15 protein-coding genes are annotated in these 21,180 nt (G+C 60.1%); 6 read left to right on the top strand and 9 right to left on the bottom strand.

The genetic code is table 11. From position 1 onward, the window contains the following. The first annotated feature begins 114 nt into the window (after positions 1–114). A complete protein-coding gene (locus ACILSI_RS14080; RefSeq protein WP_395722525.1) occupies positions 115–465 on the top strand; it encodes a DUF6869 domain-containing protein in 351 nt (116 codons plus the stop codon). Positions 466–692: 227 nt separating this feature from the next. Here ACILSI_RS14080 and ACILSI_RS14075 read toward each other — a convergent pair whose 3' ends face one another. The 3 genes from ACILSI_RS14075 to ACILSI_RS14065 form a co-directional block, all read right to left on the bottom strand. Continuing rightward, on the bottom strand, positions 693–6,743 hold the full coding sequence (locus ACILSI_RS14075; RefSeq protein WP_395722524.1) for an autotransporter-associated beta strand repeat-containing protein: 6,051 nt from the start codon (positions 6,741–6,743) through the stop codon (positions 693–695). A 97-nt stretch (positions 6,744–6,840) separates the two neighbouring features. Continuing rightward, positions 6,841–9,438: a protein kinase domain-containing protein gene (locus ACILSI_RS14070; RefSeq protein WP_395722523.1), complete on the bottom strand. Its 2,598-nt coding sequence runs from the start codon at positions 9,436–9,438 to the stop codon at positions 6,841–6,843. Between the two features lie 32 nt (positions 9,439–9,470). Then, positions 9,471–10,229, bottom strand: coding sequence for an RNA polymerase sigma factor (locus ACILSI_RS14065; protein ID WP_395722522.1), 759 nt, complete (start codon positions 10,227–10,229; stop codon positions 9,471–9,473). Positions 10,230–10,349: 120 nt separating this feature from the next. Here ACILSI_RS14065 and bioA point away from each other — a divergent pair, with 120 nt between their 5' ends. Beyond that, the gene (gene bioA, locus ACILSI_RS14060) at positions 10,350–11,594 is read left to right on the top strand and encodes an adenosylmethionine--8-amino-7-oxononanoate transaminase (RefSeq protein WP_395722521.1); all 1,245 of its coding nucleotides are present in this window, start codon (positions 10,350–10,352) and stop codon (positions 11,592–11,594) included. Here the strand turns inward: bioA and ACILSI_RS14055 are convergent. The 4 genes from ACILSI_RS14055 to ACILSI_RS14040 form a co-directional block, all read right to left on the bottom strand. Next, complete coding sequence (locus tag ACILSI_RS14055; RefSeq protein WP_395722520.1) at positions 11,578–12,678, bottom strand: anion permease; 1,101 nt, start codon at positions 12,676–12,678, stop codon at positions 11,578–11,580. The genes bioA and ACILSI_RS14055 overlap by 17 nt on opposite strands. Before the next feature lie 21 nt (positions 12,679–12,699). Then, positions 12,700–13,332 carry a DUF47 domain-containing protein gene (locus ACILSI_RS14050; RefSeq protein ID WP_395722519.1) on the bottom strand — a complete coding sequence of 211 codons (633 nt, stop codon included), beginning with the start codon at positions 13,330–13,332 and terminating at the stop codon, positions 12,700–12,702. Positions 13,333–13,443: 111 nt separating this feature from the next. Then, the gene (locus ACILSI_RS14045) at positions 13,444–14,577 is read right to left on the bottom strand and encodes a porin (protein WP_395722518.1); all 1,134 of its coding nucleotides are present in this window, start codon (positions 14,575–14,577) and stop codon (positions 13,444–13,446) included. A 241-nt stretch (positions 14,578–14,818) separates the two neighbouring features. After that, positions 14,819–15,166, bottom strand: coding sequence for a P-II family nitrogen regulator (locus ACILSI_RS14040; protein WP_395722517.1), 348 nt, complete (start codon positions 15,164–15,166; stop codon positions 14,819–14,821). Between the two features lie 203 nt (positions 15,167–15,369). Here ACILSI_RS14040 and ACILSI_RS14035 point away from each other — a divergent pair, with 203 nt between their 5' ends. Next, positions 15,370–16,287: a hypothetical protein gene (locus tag ACILSI_RS14035; protein ID WP_395722516.1), complete on the top strand. Its 918-nt coding sequence runs from the start codon at positions 15,370–15,372 to the stop codon at positions 16,285–16,287. A 167-nt stretch (positions 16,288–16,454) separates the two neighbouring features. Here the strand turns inward: ACILSI_RS14035 and ACILSI_RS14030 are convergent, their stop codons facing one another. Next, the gene (locus ACILSI_RS14030; protein ID WP_395722515.1) at positions 16,455–17,084 is read right to left on the bottom strand and encodes an outer membrane lipoprotein carrier protein LolA; all 630 of its coding nucleotides are present in this window, start codon (positions 17,082–17,084) and stop codon (positions 16,455–16,457) included. Positions 17,085–17,213: 129 nt separating this feature from the next. Between ACILSI_RS14030 and fabF the strand changes: the two genes are divergently transcribed. Then, complete coding sequence (gene fabF, locus ACILSI_RS14025; protein ID WP_395722514.1) at positions 17,214–18,470, top strand: beta-ketoacyl-ACP synthase II; 1,257 nt, start codon at positions 17,214–17,216, stop codon at positions 18,468–18,470. Between the two features lie 21 nt (positions 18,471–18,491). Here the strand turns inward: fabF and ACILSI_RS14020 are convergent, their stop codons facing one another. Next, positions 18,492–19,688: an alpha/beta hydrolase gene (locus ACILSI_RS14020; protein WP_395722513.1), complete on the bottom strand. Its 1,197-nt coding sequence runs from the start codon at positions 19,686–19,688 to the stop codon at positions 18,492–18,494. Positions 19,689–19,739: 51 nt separating this feature from the next. Here ACILSI_RS14020 and ACILSI_RS14015 point away from each other — a divergent pair, with 51 nt between their 5' ends. Both ACILSI_RS14015 and ACILSI_RS14010 read left to right on the top strand, forming a co-directional pair. Beyond that, positions 19,740–20,654, top strand: a complete 915-nt coding sequence (locus ACILSI_RS14015) for a sugar phosphate isomerase/epimerase family protein (RefSeq protein WP_395722512.1) — start codon at positions 19,740–19,742, stop codon at positions 20,652–20,654. A 96-nt stretch (positions 20,655–20,750) separates the two neighbouring features. After that, positions 20,751–21,128, top strand: a complete 378-nt coding sequence (locus ACILSI_RS14010; RefSeq protein ID WP_395722511.1) for a four helix bundle protein — start codon at positions 20,751–20,753, stop codon at positions 21,126–21,128. Positions 21,129–21,180: the final 52 nt, after the last annotated feature.

Here is a 21,180-nt window from a genome sequence, read left to right as displayed (position 1 = left end):
TAAAACGACAGCCATGGATGCTCCAGCCCGTACTGATTTCCGCAATTCCATCAGATATAAAGCTGCTGACAAGCCTCACGATCTGTGAATGATCTTCAATGTTAGGCGGCAGCCATGCCCATGCTCCCACCAACCGCTGATCGGCTTGCATCGAGGTTCTTGTCTCGCGAGGACATTACGATGATTGACAGCGTCGTTCCGCCAGACGATGACGCCGAATCAGTTTGGTCGGCCATTCTTCATCTCATGCAGCATGATTTGTCGAACGAGCAGCGGTCTTGGTTAGCAGCCGGCCCGATTGAGAGTTTGTTGGCTTGGCACGGCGAGCGATTTATTGGGCGCGTTGAGGCAGAGGCACGGCGCAGTCCAGCATTTGCCTCCGTTCTCCGTGGCGTTTGGCGGCATGACATGCCACAGGAGATTTGGCGGGGTGTCGAGGCAGCACGAGGAGAAGATGGTGTATGATTCTCTTGCCGCCTAAAACATTTAGCGGCGCTGAGCTTGATCGTTCAGGCATCCATCACGCAGAAAAGTGAACAACGCACATGTTCATCCAGGCACGGAGCAGGCGCGACCCCCATGAAAAGATCGCGCCTGCTATTTATGGCCAAGAGATTCGAAATGCTCCCTGAGGTACGGTCCGGCGGTTGGCGGTGTGCCGGAACGTGACGCCAGGGAGAGTTCGAGACCGCTTAGAAGTTGATGTGGAAGCCTGCCTTGGCGTGGTGCGCCGTCTGGCTGCCGTAATTGCCCTCGTAACCAGCATAGACGCTGACTGACTTGGCGATGGCGTAACTGGCATTGACGCGAACGACCGCCTGGGTGTCCGCGCTCTCGGCAAAGGAGACCGGGTAGCTGGCGGTGGGCACGCTGATGATGGTCGCCTGCATGCGGTCCTTGCTGTTTTGCAGCGACTGCTGGATGGCGAGCGAGGCCTCCAGGCCGAAGGGACGACCTGCCAGCTCCGTGCTCCACAGCGCCGAAAGCCCGGCCTCCGCGACCAGCCGCGTGGCGGACCAGCCGCCGAGCCTGAGCGCGTCGATGGGGCCGCTTTCGCTGAAGCCGCCGATATCCGTCTTCGAATAGGCAAGCGAGGCACGCGGTGCGATGGACACCTCACCCCAATGCCAGCCTTTGTGCTGCACACCGATGACGCCGGTCCAGGTGGCCGCGTCCGTGCTGCCGGTGGCGGTGCCATTGACCGTGGCGCGGGTAAGGTCGAAGTCCTGGCTGGAGTAGCCGACCGAGCCGAAGAAGGTCCAGTCCTCAAAGAGGTTGGCACGCGCATAGAGCATGGCGCCGAATCCTTCGACCTCCGCCCTGCCGAGCGGGGCGCTGATGCTGCCATCGCTCAGGCTGCCGGCGATGCCGACGACGAACTGCTCGGTGGCGATGAGGTTGACTCCGGCATAGTAATCGTTGCGACTGACCTGGGCATTGTCAACCGTGCCGATGCTGCTGTTCATGTAACCGAAATAGACGGACATGTGCTCGGGTGTCTGGGCGGCGGAATCCTCGCCCGCCCGGCCGGCCTGCTCATAGTTCATCATGGAAACGAGATCCTGGATGCCGCGTGCGAGCACCTGGTCTCCCAGGAAGGCGTAGTCGGAGATGGAGCCATAATAATCTGGCACATAGCGGGCCAGATCAGCCGCAGAGCTCCCGGTGGCATCGGTGATTTGCAGGGCAAGCTGACCGGCGATGGTGCTGGAATCGATCTGATTCTGCCCCACGAAAGCCGAGTTGAAGATGGCCGTGGCCGCGCCGCGCTGATTCGTGTTGGAACCAAGGTCCGCAAAGCTGCTGTTCGAGTTGTTGAGTCCTGTGGTGGTGATGGCCCCCGTGTTCACATCAAAGACGTAGGCCGCATTGGTCACCGGAAGACCGGCTCCGGCGACGCCATCGGCATCAAACGTGGCGGCGGCGAAGGTGCTGATGACGCGAATGGGTCCGCCAGCGGCGTTGGAGATGATCTGGAAGGTGTTGCCCTGGGCCGGCAGGAAGCCGCCGAAGCCCTGGACATTCAAGGTGCCGCCCACCGTGGCGGTGCCTCCGACCTGGGTCTGGTCAAAACCGCCAGGGTTGGCACCAGCCGCGCCCAGCCCGCCGATTTCACTGTTGAGAGTGCCTGCATTGACGAAATTTCCGCCCACCGCAGTGATCCCAGGGGAGGCCCCGGGAGACAAGTCGCCGTTGTTGGTGAAATCCCCAGTGAAGGTGAGGAATCCTTTGACCGTGGAGCCAATGGGGTTGGTGAAGGTGCCGCCGCCGGTATTCACGGTGCCACCGACAGGACCGAGGCCGTTGAGCGTGTCATAGACGATGTTCCCGTTGACGATGTTCAGCGTGCCGGTGCTGTTCACGGTGATGGTATTGCTGTCCAGCGTGCCGCCACCGGCGACGATGAGGTTGTTCTCCACCGTGGTTGAGTCCGTGGTGGTGGTGCCGCCGCCGACAGCCAGACTGCCGCCACTGAGGTCGGTGTTCGGGGCGTTGAGAGTGCCGGTGAAGGCGCTGCCGTCCGCGACGACGAGCTTGTTGGCGTTGGTGTTCACCGTGCCGGAGCCCATTAGGGTTTGGAATGTCTCGTTCCCGCCATTGAGATTGAGGGTGCCGTTGACCGTGACGGACGCGCTGTCCAGGATCAGCTCGGGGGCCAGCAAATTGAGCGTGCTGCCCGTGTTAACGTTCACGGTTGAGGCCCCGCTGGTTCCCAAAAGATCGACCGCACCATTGGTTGTGATGGTACCAGTGCCCAAGTTGGCGTTGATGACCGAACCACCGTTGAGGTTGTAGTTTAGCGCGGTGAGCTTGCCTGGACCATTGAGGGTACCGGTGCTGGTGTAAGACTTCACGGTGTCGTCGGTGTTTCCCAAGTTGATGGTGCCGTTGTTGCTCACATCGGGTCCCAAATTCGGATCGGCAGCCAAGGAGAGGCCGCCAGCCTTGCTATCGAGCACGACGCCGGAGGCGACATTGATAGTTTTGCTGGCCAGACTGCCCGTGAGATCGGCGCTGCCTGCGTTGAAATTGGCGGTGCCGGTGGAGGTGTTCGCGCCGGAGAGCGTGAGTTTACCCGTGCCGGTTTTGGTCAGGACGGAGGCATCCGTGCCGCTTATGACGCCGGAGAAGGTGGTGTCCACATTGGTATTGGTAACGAGGGTGTTGGCCTGAAGTTCGATGGCTCCAGCGCCCGCGATGGTGCTGACGGATTCGGTGCCGCCGAGGCGGAAGATCGCGCCAGAGGCCACGATGATGTCGGAGGCGTTGTCGATGCGCTCGTTGCCGGAGGTCTCGATAGTGCCTACGCTCACGCTGGTGTCGCCGGTGTAGGTGTTGGCACCGGAGAGCGTGAGCTTGCCTGCGCCCGTTTTGGTCAGCGATCCATTCGTGCCACTGATGACGCCTGCCACCTCGGTGTCAGTGCTGTCGCCTGCGGTGAGGTTTTTCGCGCCCAGAACGATGTTCGAACCCGCCACACCCGCGATGGAGGCGATGGTTTCACTGCTGGCATTGATGGCCGAGATGTCGAAGGTGCCGGTAGCACTGGTGACGCTCACTGCGGTGAGGTCGGAGAGTGATCCACCCGCCGAAAGAGCGAACGTGCCGTCCTCGATGGTGGTGGCACCGGTGTAGGTGTTCGCCGCCGTGAAGGTGGTATTGCCGCTGCCGGTTTTGGTGAAGGAACCACCCGTGCCGCTGACGGTGCCAGCTACCGTGGTGTCATTGGCATCGCCTGCGGTGAGGTTTTTCGCGCCAAGAACGACCGAAGAACCCGCTGCGGTGGCAATCGAGGCGATCTTCTCGCTGGCACCGGTTTTGGCCGAGATGTCGAACCCGCCAGTGGCGGCGGTGATGCTCAGGGCGGTGCTGTCTGACAAGGAACCGAATGCCGAGAGGGCAATGGTGCCGTCATTGATGGTGGAGGCACCCGAGTAGGTGTTCGCGCCAGTGAGGGTGAGCTTACCCGTGCCGTTTTTGATGAGGCTGCCGCCGCTGCCGGAGATGACGCCCGAAACGGTGGTGTCGGTGTCGGCATTGGTGGTGAGGGCGTTGCCCTGGAGGTCAAATGAACCCGCGCCAGTGATGGTGCCGATCGCTTCCGTGCCGCCGAGGCGGAACGAGGCACCGGACTGCACCGTGACGTTGGTGGCGTCGGAGAGACGCTCATTGCCGGAAGTTGCCAACGTGCCGGCGTTCACCAGGGTGGCACCCGTATAGGTATTGGCACCGGAGAGTGTCAGCTTGGCCGCCCCTTCCTTGGTCAAACTGCCCGATCCGGAGATGATGCCGGAAAAGACTGAATCAGCGGAGACAACGGTGGTGAGAACATTGGTGTCCAGAATAACGACATTACCACCGCCGGAGAGGGCGCTTATGGTTTCATTGCCGCCGAGGGTCAAACTGGTTCCGCTGGCCAGGTTGAGTGTCGCGGTGTCGGCGATTCGGTTATTTCCAGAGGTTTCCAGAGAACCGGCCACCACATTGATCGGGCCGGTAAAGGTGTTGTTTCCTGCCAGCACCACGATGCCGGTATGCGTAGCGTCACCGATGTTCAGGCCACCGGAGCCGGACAGAACACCCGAGAACACGACTTTATCAACATTGGCATCGATCCCGGCTTCCACATCCGCATCATTCGCAGTGACGAGAATGGTGCGGTTCGTGCCGCCTAGGTTGATGTTGTTCGTAAAATTGACCTTATCATTAGCCGTTTTGGAGCCAAAAATCAGCGCGTCACCGTCTTTAACAAAGCCGACGGTGCTGCCCCAGTTCAGGGTTTGGCCGTTACTCAGGCGAACGTTGAGTTCACCCCCATTGGCAGCAAAGCCACCGCTACCTGTCCATTGCAGGCGGTTGCTTTGAATGCCGAGGAAGCGGGTGAAATCACCGTTGCCCATCAAGACCGCGTCCGAAGTCTGGGTGCCTTTGAACTCGATGTTGCTGTCAAAGTAGATGCCGTCGCCGTCCTGAGCCTGAAGGGTGCCGCCTTCGATGATGGTCTGGCCGGTGTACGTGTTGGTGCCGTTGAACTGCACCAAACCGCTTTTGATGGTGATGTCCGCGCCCTGGCCGGAACGAATGTTCGATGCCGTGCCCGAAGGAGCGCTGTCATCTGCAATGGAAGTGCCGGAAGCATCGCCGTTAAAGGTGATCACCTTCCCTGTGCCGGGATCAAGGATCACCGTGGAGCCGGTCATCATGAACAAATCGGAACCAGCCGCACCACCGGGTGCTCCGGCAATGGTTGTGATTTCGTCTCCAGCCTGACCCTTACCGCCACGCGCACCGTTGCCATCGAACACGGCATTGCCGGTGATCGTGAGAGTAGCCCCTTCACGCACAAAGATGGCACCGCCATAACCGCTGCCGCCATTGCCGCCAACCACGAGCACTCCGGGGGCAGCACCGCTGGCTCCCGCACCTGCGCCAAATCCGCCAGTGCCACCACCGCCAGCCGCACCGTCCAAACCGTCTGGGCGGGAACCGGCCTGCCCGGCTATAATCGCCGGCTTAGCGGGAGTCGTGATGTAAGTGACGTCTCGTGCATCGGTCCCCTTGTACTCCCAAGGTGCGGTGCGCGTAGTTGTTACAGGCAGACCGGTCATGGGATCGATGTCAGTAGTAGTGTAGGTGGCAGTTCCGGGCGTTTTACTGTCAAGACGTTGCTCGAGCTCCACCGTTGTGCCGTCAATTTTGGTGTAAAATCTGGTGTAATCGGCCGGGATGTGCTTGGTCTCGGTAACCGCCGGGACGGCGGGCGAGCCTGCGCTGGCTGCCCAGCCGGCTCCACCACCACCAAGACCCCCGTTGCCGCCTTGGCCGCCACCGGCACCAAAACCACCGATGCCGCCATTGCCACCATCTCCAGCATCACCTCCTGCGGCACCACCCTTGTAGGCAGAACCGCTCCAGTTGGCCCCGCCAATGCCGCCGTTGCCGCCGTTGCCGCCGGCTGCGCCGCCGAAACCAAAGCCGCTGTTGCCGCCATTGCCGCCTTTGCCAGCTCCTCCGCCTAAGCCAATCTGACCGTCAGCCAGCGACTGGTCGAAATAGGCCAGGGCTGCAACCGCATCGCCGAGACCGATGCCGGCGTTGATGACCCCAGGCGCTAGGCCAATCGCGACATTGATCGTGAACGGATTGCCAGCAGCCGAGGCAAGCTCGATGCCCGCAGCCACCACATCCAATGAGGCCATCGTGACAGCGAGGATGCCCGAGATGTTGCGGTCACCGCCAGCGCCGCCAGCGCCGCCGTTTCCACCAGTGCCGCCAAAGCCACTGAGGTTGTTGAGGCCGTTGTAGCCCTTGGTGCCGGTTGTGCCGCCGATGTCTGTATAAGTGGTCTGAGTCGGCGTGTAGCCGTTGGCCCCATTGGCGACAATGGTACCGGGGCCCGTGGAGAATATGCTCAGGTTGTTCAGCGTTCCGCCCTTCGAACCAACTCCGCCGTTACCGCCAGTAACGTTGTTGGAGAGAAAGCTCACGTTGTTGAGCGTGACTGTGGCCCCTTTGTCAATGAACAACACCCCGCCAAGACCTGCGCCACCCCCGCTGCCATCACCACCCACGGTGGAATAATTCTGATAGGTGAGATTGCTGAGGTTCAGGTTGCTGCCTGTTTGTACGAAGATACCAGTCGGATCCGCCGCATAGGCGGGTTTTAGGACGAGAGACAGCGACATGATCGCTGCGAGTGCCGCATGCGGCACTTTTCGGAGTATGGGATGTTGTGTTTTCATGGGTATGCACGGGTTCGTGCATCCGGCATCCACAACTTCCTGTTCCGCGTGTTACCTCATGGCTGAAAAATATTTTGAGGGACCGCGTTTTTCCGGCTCAAGCCTCTTTTTCAGCGGCTACAGCCACTTTTTGCGCTTCCTCGGCCTCATCGAGCAGCTTTACAAGCCCAGGCCGCAAGCCGTTGGCCTTGCGTCCGCTGATCTCGCTTTTGTCCATGACCTGGAGGACGTGTTTGACGATGCTGATGCATTCCGCAGGCCGCCCCGCCTTGAACAACCTCTCTGCGACAGCTTGCCAGCGCCTGAGCAGGTAATAGGCAGATTCGCTCCAGTCCTGTGCCTGGAGGATTTCAGGCAGTTGCCGCAGCAGCTTTTCAGCCTGTTCCTGCTTGGTTAGGTCCTGTAGGTTTAGAAAATCATAGACCAGCAGTGATGCGGCACCGGCTGGCAGACGGTCATCCACGCGCACGCGGTCCTGCCACAGTTCCGCCAGGGCATGTGCCTCCTCCAGGCGGTGCAGGTCCCGCAGCGCATCGACGACCTTGCCAGCCTCCCACTGGGTGTCCGGGGACATCGTGCCCATTTGCTGGTCATAAACGCTCAAGGAGGCACGGCGGAGCTCCAGCACGGCTTCGAGATCGCCTTTTTTTCTTAGCATCCCGACCAACGCGTCCAAAGTGGAATCCGCCTTCACATAACCCGGGCCGACAGTGTGCCAGTATATATCCAAGGCATGGCGGCTGTGGGTGATCGACTCCTCGATCAACTCGGCCTCGCGGCAATGCTTGGCCAGGCGTCCGTAGGCACGACCGGTGTCCACATGACGATCACCGAGCTTCTTTGACGCATACTCGCAGTTCTCACGTCCCAGCTTCAGAGCCTCCTCGTGCCTGCCCTGGTCAAAGATGGCCGTCATCCATTCAATGCGGCAGATGGTGAGATCGGAGTCGTTTTTCCGACGCTCGTAATGCGCCACACAAGACCGCAGCAGCTCCTCGGCCTCCTGCAGGGCGGAGCGTGTCCCCACCTCACCCTGCAACTCGACCGCCAACGCATACTTCGTGTTGTAAATCTGAGTGTCATCTGCGTCCAAATGGGTGGTCTGCCAGGCCAAAATGCGGCGCAGTTCGTCGCGCGCCGTGCGGGACTCAGCTCCCGTGGCTTCCGAAGCATGCATCGTCTTGAGCGCCACACGATAGCGCAGATTCCACAGCAGCGGATCATCCGCCTGCAGACCGGGCTCCAACTCCGCCAAAACCTGCCGGAAGACCTGGATGTCTGCCGGTTTTCTCAGCATGTCGGACAGCTCCATGAGCAGTTCCGCTTTCCTCTCAGGGTCTCCCTTGAACGCTTTTACCCTCTGCAACAGATCATTCCGCATCTGATCTGAATCCATCTGTTTGCCAACCAAACGCTCATCACTGTAGCGTGCAGCCGCCAGCGCGATGGCGGCGATCTCATCCGAGTCAGCCTTTTGTTGGAGAGCCACTTGTTCCGCCCGATGAGCCTTCACAGCCTGCCAAAGTGAGATGCAGGCACCCCCGATCAGCGCGGCAGAGGTGGCCAGAATACCCAAAGTAGCCGCCTTGTTCCGCATCGCCAGCTTCCACATGCTCTCGAATGATCCCACCGATCTGGATTGAATCGGTTTGCCCTGCAAAAAACGGTCCAGTTCGTCCGCCAGAAATCCGGCGTTGGCAAGCCGCCGGGCGGGTTGTTTTTCCAAGCAGCGCAGGATCAAAGTGGCTAGATCGGGCTGCACGCGCTGAAGCGAACTTGCTGACACACTGGCCGGCTTGCCACCATCCGATTTCCCTCCCGAACGGGCGGTCAATTTCCCGGACGAACTGATCTCCGGCTCCTCCTGAGTGATCCGGCGAATCACCTCCACGGCGCTGCCGCCCTGAAACGGCAGTTTGTCCGTCAGCATCTGGTAGAGCATCACCCCCAGCGCCCACACATCGCTGGCGGTGGTGACTTCTTTGGATCTCCCCGCCGCCTGCTCCGGGCTCATGAAGTGCGGCGTGCCCACGTAGGCGTTGCTGCGGGTCAGTTGAAATTCGGCGTCCAGCAACTTCGCCAGGCCAAAGTCCGACAGCATTGGCTTCCCCGCCATGTCCAGCAGGATGTTCGCTGGTTTAAGATCACGATGCAGCACGCCGTGGTCGTGCGCATGCTGCACGGCCCGGGCGATGCGGCTCAGGAAAGTCGCCGCTTCACGATCCGGCATCACCCCGCGCTTTTTGAGGCGGTCCGCCAGCGAGCCTCCCTCGGCAAGGCGCATGGTGTAGTAGGGCATGCCGTCATGCTCACCGCTTTCATAAATCGGGATGATGTCCGGGTGGTCGAGCTGCGCCACCGCCTGCGTTTCCGCCCGGAAACGGGCCGCCTCGTCCCGCGTGGCAAAGTGGGCATTGCGGATCACCTTCATCGCCACCACGCGTCGCAGATTGGAATCTTCCGCCTCATACACGACCCCCATGCCGCCACTGGCAATCTCACGCACCAGCCGGTAGCCGGCAAAATCGCACGGCAGGGTCAGATGCCTTGCGGGCGGGGTGGGCGTCGAACCAGGCTGACCAGTGACATGATCCGCCTCCAGACCTTCCTGCAACAAACACACCAGGCAAATGCCATCCTGCTCCAGCCTGCTGGAGCAGACGGGGCAGACATTTGGCGGGGCGTCGGCACTCATGCGGGTCGAGGAATACGCGTTTCCAGCATGCTTCATGCCGCCATGGACAGCAGACTCACAAGATAGCGTAATTCATCATCCACCTCCTCATCCTTTGAAACGATGTTTCGCACCTCCGTTCGCAGGAGCACACCAAACCGCCGCCGCAGGTCCGTGGCCGCCTTCCGCACCGCTCCATGCGACATGCCATAACGCTGCGCCATCTCCTCCCAGTCAGGGCTGGCGCCACTGCTGGCAAAGGTGCGCTCGCGCAGTTCCATCAAAAACACGCTGCGTTCACGCTGCGCGATCTCCCCCTCCAACCGCTTCATCGCATGATCCACCAGGGCGCGCGCCCAGCCATGGTCATAGGCCTTGTCGGGTGATTTTCCCTCGATCAAGGCCGGTTCATCGATTTTGGAGTCCATTTCATTCATCGGCAGCAACGCCGCCCCGCCACCACGCTTGGCCGCATGGTTCCGGTGATGCTCGTTGAGCAGCCAGTTGGTGAAACAGCGCAGCAGGAAGCTGCGGAAGCGCACCTCGCCGCGCTTCACGTTTTTGAGCATGTCCCGGGAGAGCAGGTGCTCGAAAAAACCCTGCACCTCGTCTGCCGCCGCGTCATGCGCCGCCCCCCTCTGCCGCGCAAACACATACAACGGCCGCCAATAGGCACGTCCTAGCCGTTCCAGCCCCGCCAACGACTCCTCATCCTGCTTCGCCGCCTGGATCATCGACCACATCGTCGCCGGAAACAGCCCGCTGTTAGCGGCTGGCTGTGAGGCTGAGAGCGCTATGGTTCCGTCATTCATGAGACGATTACGTTCCGATAAGGTGAAAGACTCTGAAACTACCCCAGGGGCAGGACTTGGAGAAAACAAGATTTGTAAATAGTACGCAAGCAGCTAATCCCCAGCCAACCTTTGAGTGATTTGATCGATCTCGACAAACGCCATCTCTGGCACCCTTTCACGCCGATGCAGCCATGGTGTGCGGCGGATCACGTGCCGCTGCTGCTGGTGGAAGGGAATGGCTGCACGCTGCGGGATCAGTTCGGCAACCAGTACCTCGACGGCAACGCCTCGATCTGGACGAACGTCCATGGCCACAACCATCCCGTGATCAACGCGGCGATCACGGAACAGCTCGGCAAGGTGGCGCACACTTCGTTTCTGGGCTTCACCCATGAACCAGCGATCCGGCTGGCGAAGGAGCTTGTGGATCTGGTGCCGGGAGAGAAGCTCACGCGGGCCTTTTTCACGGACAACGGCTCCACGGCCATCGAATCGGCCGTGCGCATGGCATTGCAGTATTGGAAACAAAATGGCAGGCCGCAGCGCGACACGCTGATCGCCTTTGACCGCGCCTATCACGGCGACACGCTCGGTGCGGCCAGTCTCGGCGGCATTCCGCTGTTCAAAGGCAGCGGCAACGACTTCGGCTACCGCGTCCTCACGGTCCCAAGTCTTGACGCCCTTGACCTCTTGACCGTTGACGAGCGTAACCGCATCGCCGCCGTGGTCATCGAGCCGCTCATCCAAGGTGCCGCCGGCATGCGCCTGTGGCCGCAAGGCATGCTGAAAGCGCTGGACGCGTGGTGTCAGGCTCAGGACATTTTTTTGATCCTGGATGAGGTCATGACCGGCTTTGGTCGCACGGGCAAAATGTTTGCCAGTGAACATGAAAGCGTCGTTCCTGATTTTCTCTGCCTCGCGAAGGGTCTGACGGGCGGTTATCTACCGTTGGCGGTCACATTGACCTCGGAACGCGTGTTCGAAGGCTTCCTCGGCGATCCAAGCGAAGGTCGCACGTTTTTCTACGGCCACAGCTACGCTGGCAGCCAACTCGGTTGCGCGGCGGCGCTGGCCAGTCTGCGCGTTTTCCGCGAAGAACGGGTGCTGGAGCAGCTCCCGGCCAAAATCGCACGTTTGGGTGAGCTGATGGCCGATCTGCCCGGTTTCCGTCAGTGCGGCATGATCGCGGCGATGACGGTGGAGTCGCAGGATTTGAGCACGGGAGCAAAAATCTGCATCGCCGCTCGCCAACACGGTCTGCTCACACGTCCCATCGGCAACACCGTCGTGCTGATGCCGCCGCTGTGCATCACGCTGGACGAAATCGAGCGCATGGTGGCGGCGTTGCGTGCCGCAGTGGCTGAAGTTACTGCGCCGCAGTGATGAGCCGGTGGAACACGTAGCCGAGCAGGGCGGTGGCGGGAATCGTCATCACCCAGGCCCAGACAATGCTCTCAATGAGCGTCCAGCGCATGGAGCCCCAGCGTTTTGCGGCGCCGACGCCCATGATGCTGGTGGTGATCGTGTGCGTGGTGCTCACCGGCATGCCCATGTAGCCGGTGGCCGCTAGGATCGTGGCTGCGGTGGTTTCGGCGGCGAAACCATGCACGGGCTTCATTTTGACCATCTTGTGGCCCAGCGTCTTGATGATGCGCCAGCCGCCCGCGTAGGTGCCTGCTGCCATCGTGATAGCACACGACATGACGATCCAGATGGGGATTGAGGCCGACTTGTCTGGGACTTGCAGGAAACTCAGCCAGGTTGGCAGGTTGTTAAGCTCACCGGCCTGGGTAGCGGCAAACAGCGTGAGCATGATCACGCCCATGGTCTTCTGCGCATCCGCCATGCCATGGCCGAAGCCCATGTAACCGGCACTGACGATCTGTAGCCTGCCAAACACCGTGTTCACCTTGTGCGGCCGCCAGTTGCGGATGAGCCAGAACAGGAAGCCCATGAACAAAAAGCCGACCACCAAGCCCAATAGCGGGGAGGTGATCATCGGCACCACGACTTTGTGGTAAATGCCCTCCATGCTTTCCTTGCCAGTCACTTTGTCGATTTTCACCCGCGACCAGATCAGCACCTTCCAGTTGCCTCCCGCCGCACCCAGACTCGCGCCGATCAAGCCGCCCACCAACGCGTGAGTGGAGCTGGAGGGCATGCCAAACCACCAGGTGATCAGATTCCAGATGATGCCAGCCAGCATGGCGCAAAACACCGTCAGAGTCGTCACCGCCACCACCTTGTCATCCACGATGCCGCTGTGGATCGTCTTGGCCACGGCCTGACCGAAAAACGCGCCGACCAGATTCATCCCCGCTGCCAGCAAGAGTGCCTGACGCGGTGTGAGTACCTTCGTGGAGACGACGGTGGCAATGGCATTGGCCGTGTCATGAAAGCCGTTGATGTACTCGAAGGCATACACCACGAGCAGAACGACAAGGAGCAGGAACAACGCGGTAGTCATGGAATCGCGGTCTGCTACGGGTCAGGAATTCTTCAACACGATGTGAGCGATGACGTTTCCGGCGTCCCGGCAGCGATCCACGACCTTTTCCATCAAATCGTAGAGGTCTTTCAGGATGATGACGACCACCGCATCCTTCTCGGTGGTGTAAAGCACGCGCAGACACTCCAGCATCAGCTTGTCAGCATCGCCCTCGACCTTCTGCAGCTTGGCGTTGAGCTCCTTGATGCGTTCCAGGTGCAGCTTCTTGCGCAGTTCACCGACCATGGTCACCACGATCGCGATGGCGTCCTCCTTCATCTTCATCTGCTTGGAGAAATCCACCGGCCCCAGGCGGGAGCGGCAGATCAGCACACGCTCGGCGATTTTTTCGACGGTCTTCGGGATCTTGTAGAGCACGTTGGCCAGCGCCTCGATGTCCTCACGTTCCAGTTCCGTGACAAAGGAGCGGCACAGCGCCTCGTCGATCTGCTGGGTGATTTTTTTGTCCTCACGACGGGAGGTGGAAAAGGCATCCAGGGTTTGCGCGGGGTCTGCGGGCTGGGAGAGCAGCTTGTTCAGCGCCTGGACGCTCTGCTGCGCCTGAGCGGCGCTGGCCTCGAGCAGGTCGTAGAAGACATCCGTCTTGCCGAAGATTTTTTGGAAGGAGATCATAAGAGTGGCTGGCGGGGCAGATAGAGCGAAGGGGCAGCGGGCTGTCAAGACAGGTCCCGGATGGTTTTGTGACGGATTCGTTTCAAAGCGGCCTGTAGGAGTATTTTGTGCTCACCAGACACCGTCAAGCGTCTGTGCCATGGGAAACGGGCCTTTGGAATGCGGGCCGAAGAAGAGGCGGAGGGCCACCATGCCCATCCAACTGTCCCGGCCGTTCATTTTGGCGTATTCGACGCCGGTCATGACTTTGAGACGATGGCGGGCGATGTGGTAATTCAGACCGAAGTAACCGGCATGGTAGCGGTCGCCGGCATTGAGCCCGACGTTGCGTTCGTAGCGGCGCTGGGCGCTCAGACCGGTTTCTCGCTCAGAAAAGGCAAACTGATAGCGCCCGACGAGTTGGAGCTTGTCGGTGAGGAAGATTCCAGGCTGAAAATTGATGCCGTGCGCCGCGCCGCGGGTACCGCCCAATCCAGAAGTAATCTCTGTGACGAAGGACATGGGGCCTTCCGCGAGGATGAGCGCGGTCGAAAAGCCGTTGTAGAAGCGATTGAGGTTCGTGGCGCGGGCATTGAAGTCACTGTAGAGGTAGCTCACGTTCAAGTGCGCGGCATCGAGACCGGCAGGATGCCCGAGGTCATAGGTGAGAGCGGCAAGGTAGCTCCAGCCTGAATTGAGCTTCGTGAATGAATTGCCCATGCTGGGGCCGGTCGCGTTGGAGAACAGGCCGGTGTAGTAGCTGAACCGGCCAAGCTTGCCGCTCAGCGTGACCGCAGGCGTGTAGTCCAGCGCGAACATGTTGGTGAGCATGGCACGTTCGAGATAGTTGAGGTAGCGGCTGGAGACGTTGCGGTCGTGGCTGAAGCGGTGCTTTTGCTGGCCGATGGTCAGATTGAGCGCATCGCTGAAGGACCACTGGGCCCAAAGCTCGGTGAAGCCGTTGTAGAAAGGCTCCAGATCGGTGCCGCTGACCATTTGGGCATGCAGGGTGAGTTTGTTGAAGAATTTGCCCTGAAATCCCATGCGCAGGCGGCGGTTTTCGAGGCTCTCTTCGTACTGGCCGTTGCTGCCATCAATCCAGTGCTGCTGGGCGTGATACCGGCCAAGGAGCCAGAACTCCTGCACGACGGGGTTGTTCTTACTTTGGTAGATGCGCCCGAGATTTTCGAGTTGCTCGCCGAGCGTGACTGGGGGTGCCGGGGCGAGCGCGTCGTTGACAGCCCGCGTGTCAAGGGTCGCAGCCAAGCATGGCGAATGGAAAGCAACAAGAACCAGCGCGACGGCGGCGCGAATAACGAAGGAGATAGACGTGGATGTCATGTGGGGAAGAAGTGGCAGGAAGGGCTATCCTACTGCGCACGGCCACCCTTGGTGACGAAATCGTCACAAAGCCAACCGGCCAATCCTCAATCAAAAAACAATGCCCGTCTCTGGTAGGGCCAGAGACGGGCATCAAAGAACGGGAAGGTTCTGGGGGGATGGAAAATTAGCTGCTGGCGACGGCGTCGGAACCGCGCTCGCCGGTGCGGATGCGGATGGCGTCCAGAATGGCGCTGACGAAGACCTTGCCGTCTCCGATTTTCCCGGTGTTCGCGGCTTTCACGATGGCGTCAACCACGGTGTCGGCACGGCTGTCGTCCACGACGACTTCAATCTTCACCTTCGGGAGGAAATCGACGGTGTATTCGCTGCCGCGGTAGATCTCGGTGTGACCCTTCTGGCGGCCAAATCCTTTGACCTCCACAACAGTCATCCCCTCGACTCCCACTTCGGAAAGGGCTTCTTTGACATCCTCCAGTTTGAACGGCTTAATGATCGCTTCGACTTTTTTCATGGTTAACGGCAATTAGTAGTGTGGTTCACGAATTGCAACGATCAGAACCGCGGGAAGATGAATTTTCCTGGCCCAACCTTTTGCAGAACTTCTTTTTAGCCGGAAGCGTGCCAACTCTGGATTCGATTTCTGCCACCAACCCCAGGGCCGCCGTAATCCGAGCGCCCCGTTGCATTCCCCGGCCCGCTGGTTTACCTCGGCACATGCTCCGCACCGCCGCCGCTGCCCTGGCCACTTTATCCCTCTGCTTTTCCCTCTCCAGCCTGGCTCAGGACGCCCCGGTGGAGCTGAAACTGCACTGGGAACCGGGGCAGACCTATGTCCAGGAATCGGACACTGACACCACGAACTTCCTCACCACGCTCGGCAAAACAAGTGACCAAAAACTGCGTCTGCACCAAACCACCCGGATCGCCGTGCAAAAAAACGCCCAGAACCAAACCGAGGCCCAGGTTCTGATCGAATCCCTGTTGGGTGAGATGACTTACGATGGCAAAAGCCATGCGTTTGACTCCAAAAACCCCGGTGCCTCCCACCCGCTGCTTCAGCAGACCTTCGGCGGAGCTGCCGGCCGTGGCTTCACGCTGGTCTATGACGAGCATGGCCGCTTTCTCGATGCCAAGGACACCGCCTCCATGGTCACTGGCGGCACCGTGCCCGATCTGGCCTCCATCGCCGACGCCCGGCAGCTCGCCGCCCTTTATCGGCGCTCGCTGGAAATGGGACTGCCGAAAATCCCAGTCCGCCCGGGCGACAAATGGATCTCCGACGAGATCGTCCCCTTCCCTCAGACCGGCACCGTCCAGGTGAAACTCAACGCTAAGTTCGATGGTGTCGTTGACCGTGAAGGTCGCCAACAGGCCCAGATCGCCTTTGAGGGCGTCATGAAATCCCAGCGGGACAAAGACAGCGCGGGACGCGAGCTCAGCACCCAGCGCCCCGTCACCCTAGGCGACGATTCCAAGGTCAACGGACACATCTTCTTCGACCTGGAGCGCAAAACCATCTCCCTGGCCGTTTTTTCCGCCACCATTCAGCTCAAAGTGGAGGGCAAAAACATGCCCGTCCGCCAGCAGGTCACCACCCGGCTCGTCTCCATGAAGCCGACCGGGGCTCCGTGATTCAGGCGCCCAGCAAAAGTCACGCCTCTCGATCCAGCCGCGCTGCGTCAGGTGCTCGAAAATCGCCTGCCGGGCACCACGAGCGCCCACCCCGGCCAGGATAAACTGCGTAGATTCGAGTGGTGATCGAACCGGTTTGGACGTTCGGCTGCGGTTGCCAACCGAAGCTACGGCTGAAATAGTCGTTCCACATCGGTTCCCGGTTTCTCCGGCGGGCCGAAGTTCATCAGCAGCGTGGAGCCATCGCCCTGCACGATGCGGAAGCCGAGGAGGCGTTTGCCGCCAGGTTCGATCTGCATGTCGAGCTGTTTGAGGTACTTCTTGATGAGCAGCGGACGCGGGATCATCGCGACGGTGGCGAAGGTCTTTTCCTGCTGCGTGACTTTCATCGTGAAGTTCTTTGTGAGCGATTCGGCGTCCATCTCCCGGCCGCTGAGAAATTTCATCCACATGCGCACGCGGCTATCGTCGGGCTTCAAAGTCTGCCAGGGCGATGCGGCACTTTCTTTGAGGCGCACGGCTTCTTTGTCGAAGATGAGGCTCATAGTGGCTGGGCTCCCCAGTTCCCACCGAAAGCGTCCGTCCGCCATGCGCCAGAACTGGCCGCTGGAGGCCACGGCCTCTTTGAGTGCGGGTGTGGTGCGCGTCTGCTTGAAGGTGACTCGCATGCTGCCAGCGTCCTTTTGCGCCGCCATCCAATCGCGAAACACCGGGGGAATCGCCGCTGCCTCCGGCGCTGCGAGAACCGTGAGCGGCGGTAAAACAAGGAGTGCCAGAATGAGGAACGGACGTGTCACATTTACAGGCAGACACCAGAATCACCCCACTCTCAAGCGTCCAGCGCCGCCAAGGAGATGATTTCCCCTTGCCCCCCCGTGCAAACCGTGTTCTCTCAACTTCCAAATCAACCCACCAATTCACATACAATGAGCGAGCGTCGCGTCGTCATCACCGGCATGGGAGTCGTCTCCCCGAACGGCAACACCAAGGAGGAGTTCTGGAAGAACCTCCTGGCCGGCAAGAGCGGAATCCGCCGCCTCCAGTCGATGGACACGGAGAAGTACGACTGCAAGATCGGCGGTGAGGTGGTGGACTTTGACCCCACCAAGTTCTTCAACAACCACAAGGACGCGCGGCGTGCCGACCGCTATTTCCAGTTTGCCATGGCCGCCTCGAAAATGGCCGCGAAGGACGCCGGTTTGAACCCGGACAGCCTCGATCCGCACCGCGTCGGCGTCATGGTCGGCAGCGGCATCGGCGGTCTGAGCACCATCGAGACTCAGTATGAGATTTTGCTGACGAAATCGCCCTCCCGCGTGTCGCCGTTCCTCATCCCAATGATGATCACGAACATCGGCAGCGGCATGATCGCGGCGGAATACGGCTTCATGGGGCCGAACATGGTCATCGTGACCGCCTGCGCGACTTCCAACAACAACATCGGCGAGGCCTGGCGCATCATTAAGTTCGGCGATGCCGACGCCATGATTTGCGGCGGTGCCGAAGCATCGATTCGTCCCTGCGGTCTCGCTGGATTTGCCAACATGAAGGCCCTCAGTCTGCGCAATGACGAGCCTGAGCGCGCCTCCCGCCCTTGGGACAAGGATCGCGACGGTTTCGTCATGGGCGAAGGTGCTGGCGTGGTCGTGATCGAAGAACTCGAACATGCCAAGAAGCGCGGCGCGACGATTTATGCCGAACTGGCCGGTTACGGCGCCACCGCTGATGCCTATCACCTCACCTCCCCGCATCCCGAAGGTTTGGGTGCAGCCAAGTGCATGGAAATGGCCCTGCGCCACGCCAAGCTGAACACCACGGACGTGCAATACATCAACGCGCATGCCACCTCGACCCCGGTCGGTGATTTATGCGAGCTGCGCGCCATCAAGCGTGTCTTTGGCGACTATGCAAAGATCGGCAATGGGCTGCTCGTCTCCGGCACCAAGTCGATGACCGGTCACCTGCTCGGTGCCGCTGGTGGCATTGAGCTCGTCGCCTGCATTCAAGCCATCCAGGATCAGATCGTGCCGCCCACCATCAATGTCGAAAATCTCGACCCCGAAGTGGACGTGGACGTCGTGCCGAACACCGCCCGTCCGGCGAAGGTCAACGCCGCCCTGAGCAATTCCTTCGGCTTCGGCGGCCACAACGCCGCGCTGTTGATCAAGAAGTTCGAGGGTTGATCTTTGGATCGTTGAAGGCTGTTAACGCGAGACCTGGAGTTCCAGGTTCTTCGCGTTTTCACCGATTTCGAGGATCCAATCACCTGCTCCGGGTTTTTGTTCCTTTGTTGTGACCGTTCCATCCGCAGCTTCGAGGCCGGGAACGTCGGCGGCGCTGTAGCTGACGGTGAGTTTGACCTTGCCGAGCACGGGGCCTGTCTTTTCGTCGAGCTTGAACTTGCCGCCCATCACGCGGGCGCAGGCCACCGGTGCAGAGGGATCTTCCGGGGTGAAGATCACACTACCCCAGCTCACGGGCTTGCCATTCACAGTGACTTTCCCGTCCACTGCCGTGCGTTTGGCAGGCTTGAGGAAACCTTGATTGCGCAGCCAGTCGCGCAGATGAGTACTCCAGCTTCCGAGCACGGGATCGCCAAGAAAGAGGCCTACGCCATGGGGTCCGGGACGATAGATGTGCAATTCGGCAGGCACCTTGTTTTTGCGGCAGGCGAGGTAAAAGGCCACGGCGTTTTCGGCAGGCACAACGGTGTCTTCGTCGGTCTGGAAGATGAAAATCGGCGGTGTGCTGGCGGTGACGCGAGTTTCAGTGCTGACGTGCTTCGCGAGTTCGTCGTTGTCATTCGGGCCGAGCAGATTTTTGCGTGAGCCTTTGTGGCCGAAGTCCTGGATCATGGAAATCACCGGATACGTCGGCGCGGCGACATCGGGGCGAGCGCTGACTTGATCGACAGCGTCGTTCGTCATGCCTGCGGGCTTTTCATCGAACATCGTGGCTGCCATGGAGGTGAGGTGTCCGCCTGCGGAGAAGCCGATGATGCCAATGCGATTTGGGTCGATGCCATACTGCTTCGCATTCGCCCGCACATGCCGGATGGCCCGCTGCACGTCGATGAGTTGCGTGGGAAAGTGATAGCCGCTCGTGCCGAGACGATAATGCAGCACGAAGGCGGACACACCGAGGCCGTTGAACCACTTCGCGACCTGGATGCCCTCGTGATCCGCCGCGAGGCCGCCGTAGCCGCCGCCAGGACACACCACAAAGGCCGCGCCGTTGGCTTTGTCCTTCGACGCAGGCCAAACATTGATGAAGGGCTGGTCTTTGTCCGTGTCGCCCTTCGCGCCGGGAGCGCCTTCCGGCCAGAGACGCACCTTGGCGGGTTCGGCGTGGGCGATGGCGATTAAAAAGAAAGCGGCAGCGAAAAGAGAAAGCTTGTTCATGAGGTTGGAAGTCTGTTAATCCTGTGATTCCAACTCGTTCTTTCACCCGCCATGATCTCACGTCGTCATTTTCTCTCCACCAGCCTTGGCGCGCTCAGCGTCTCCACTTTGCCGGCGATCGAGCCGATCAAGCGCCCCGGCAAAAGCCGCATGCAGCTTGGCGTCGCGGCTTATAGCTTCCGCGAGTACTTCCAGTGGATGCGTGACAAGGAGCAGAAGCCAAAGGGCGACCGTCCGCATTGGAGCATCCTCGATTTCATCGACTGGTGCGGCGACAACAACGTGCCCGGAGCCGAGGTGACGAGCTACTTCTTCCCGCCAGAGGTCGATGAGGCCTTCCTGCTCGAAGTGAAGCGCCGCGCCTACCTGCGCGGTGTGCAGCTCGCCGGGACGGCGGTCGGCAACAACTTCGCGCTGCCCAAAGGTGAAAAACTGAGCGAGCAGATCGCCTACACGAAAAAGTGGATCGACTACTCCGCGATCATGGGAGCACCTCACATCCGCGTCTTCGCAGGCGCGAAGGAAAAAAGTCTCAGCGAGGAAGAGGCCGTGGCCAATTGCCTCGAAGCCTATCAAGAGTGTCTCGACTATGCAGCCAAGAAAGGCGTCTTCCTCGGTCTCGAAAACCACGGTGGCATCGTCGCGCTGCCGGACAACCTCATCAAGATGGTGCGGGCCGCGAAAAGTCCCTGGGCGGGCATCAATCTCGACAGCGGCAACTTCCACACCGCCGATCCCTACGCCGACCTCGCGAAGATCGCGCCCTATGCGGTCAACGTGCAGCTCAAGATGGAGATCAAACGTGAAGGTGCCAAGGAATCCGAGCCCAGCGACGTGAAACGTGTGATTCAGATCATGCGCGACGCGAACTACCAGGGCTGGTTCACGCTCGAATTCGAGACAAAGGAAGATCCGTTTGTCCGAGTGCCCGAGATTTGTGAGATGCTGAGGCCGCTCCTCGCCTGAGTTTGCGGTCGATGGCGGTAGTTTGCCATGGTTTGCAGTTGTTGAATGAAGTTCTGGGAGCAAAGCTGCCCCCGAGGACATTCAAAACTGCAAACCATGAGAAAAGAGTTCCCCTTTGAAAAATTGGAAGTCTGGCAGGATGCGCGCCAGTTGGTCAGGGTGGTGTATCAATGCGCCGAGTCATTCCCATCAAGTGAACGTTACGGCATGACCAGCCAGCTCACGCGTGCCACGGTTTCAGTCGCCAACAACCTTGCCGAAGGCAGTGGTCGTTCGAGCCTGAAGGATCAGGCGCATTACTCTAGCCAGTCCTACGCCTCCCTCATGGAAACCGCTTGTGACCTTATTCTCGCCACGGACCTTGGTTTCACTTCTGCGGAGGTCACAGACCCGATCTTGAATCAAGCCTACGACCTCTCTGTGAGAATCCATAACCTTCGCGAATCCCAGCTCCGCCGCGCTGCTCAGGCTTGAAACTATCGCCAACCACGGCAAACCACTGCCAACAACTGCAAACTTCTACCCC

It is taken from the genome of Prosthecobacter sp., from assembly GCF_044232965.1.
Classification (GTDB): Bacteria; Verrucomicrobiota; Verrucomicrobiia; order Verrucomicrobiales; family Verrucomicrobiaceae; genus Prosthecobacter.
Note: the sequence above shows the minus strand (reverse complement) of the source record. Positions and strands in the feature narration are given on the sequence as shown.

Excerpts from the sequence above, each read along its gene's own strand:
- ACILSI_RS14010 (WP_395722511.1), top strand. The coding sequence starts at position 20,751 with ATGAGAAAAGAGTTCCCCTTTGAAAAATTGGAAGTCTGGCAGGATGCG.
- ACILSI_RS14055 (WP_395722520.1), bottom strand. The coding sequence starts at position 12,678 with ATGACTACCGCGTTGTTCCTGCTCCTTGTCGTTCTGCTCGTGGTGTAT.
- ACILSI_RS14065 (WP_395722522.1), bottom strand. The coding sequence starts at position 10,229 with ATGAATGACGGAACCATAGCGCTCTCAGCCTCACAGCCAGCCGCTAAC.
- ACILSI_RS14070 (WP_395722523.1), bottom strand. The coding sequence starts at position 9,438 with ATGAGTGCCGACGCCCCGCCAAATGTCTGCCCCGTCTGCTCCAGCAGG.
- ACILSI_RS14015 (WP_395722512.1), top strand. The coding sequence starts at position 19,740 with ATGATCTCACGTCGTCATTTTCTCTCCACCAGCCTTGGCGCGCTCAGC.
- ACILSI_RS14020 (WP_395722513.1), bottom strand. The coding sequence starts at position 19,688 with ATGAACAAGCTTTCTCTTTTCGCTGCCGCTTTCTTTTTAATCGCCATC.
- fabF (WP_395722514.1), top strand. The coding sequence starts at position 17,214 with ATGAGCGAGCGTCGCGTCGTCATCACCGGCATGGGAGTCGTCTCCCCG.
- ACILSI_RS14080 (WP_395722525.1), top strand. The coding sequence starts at position 115 with ATGCCCATGCTCCCACCAACCGCTGATCGGCTTGCATCGAGGTTCTTG.
- ACILSI_RS14050 (WP_395722519.1), bottom strand. The coding sequence starts at position 13,332 with ATGATCTCCTTCCAAAAAATCTTCGGCAAGACGGATGTCTTCTACGAC.
- ACILSI_RS14040 (WP_395722517.1), bottom strand. The coding sequence starts at position 15,166 with ATGAAAAAAGTCGAAGCGATCATTAAGCCGTTCAAACTGGAGGATGTC.
- ACILSI_RS14075 (WP_395722524.1), bottom strand. The coding sequence starts at position 6,743 with ATGAAAACACAACATCCCATACTCCGAAAAGTGCCGCATGCGGCACTC.
- ACILSI_RS14035 (WP_395722516.1), top strand. The coding sequence starts at position 15,370 with ATGCTCCGCACCGCCGCCGCTGCCCTGGCCACTTTATCCCTCTGCTTT.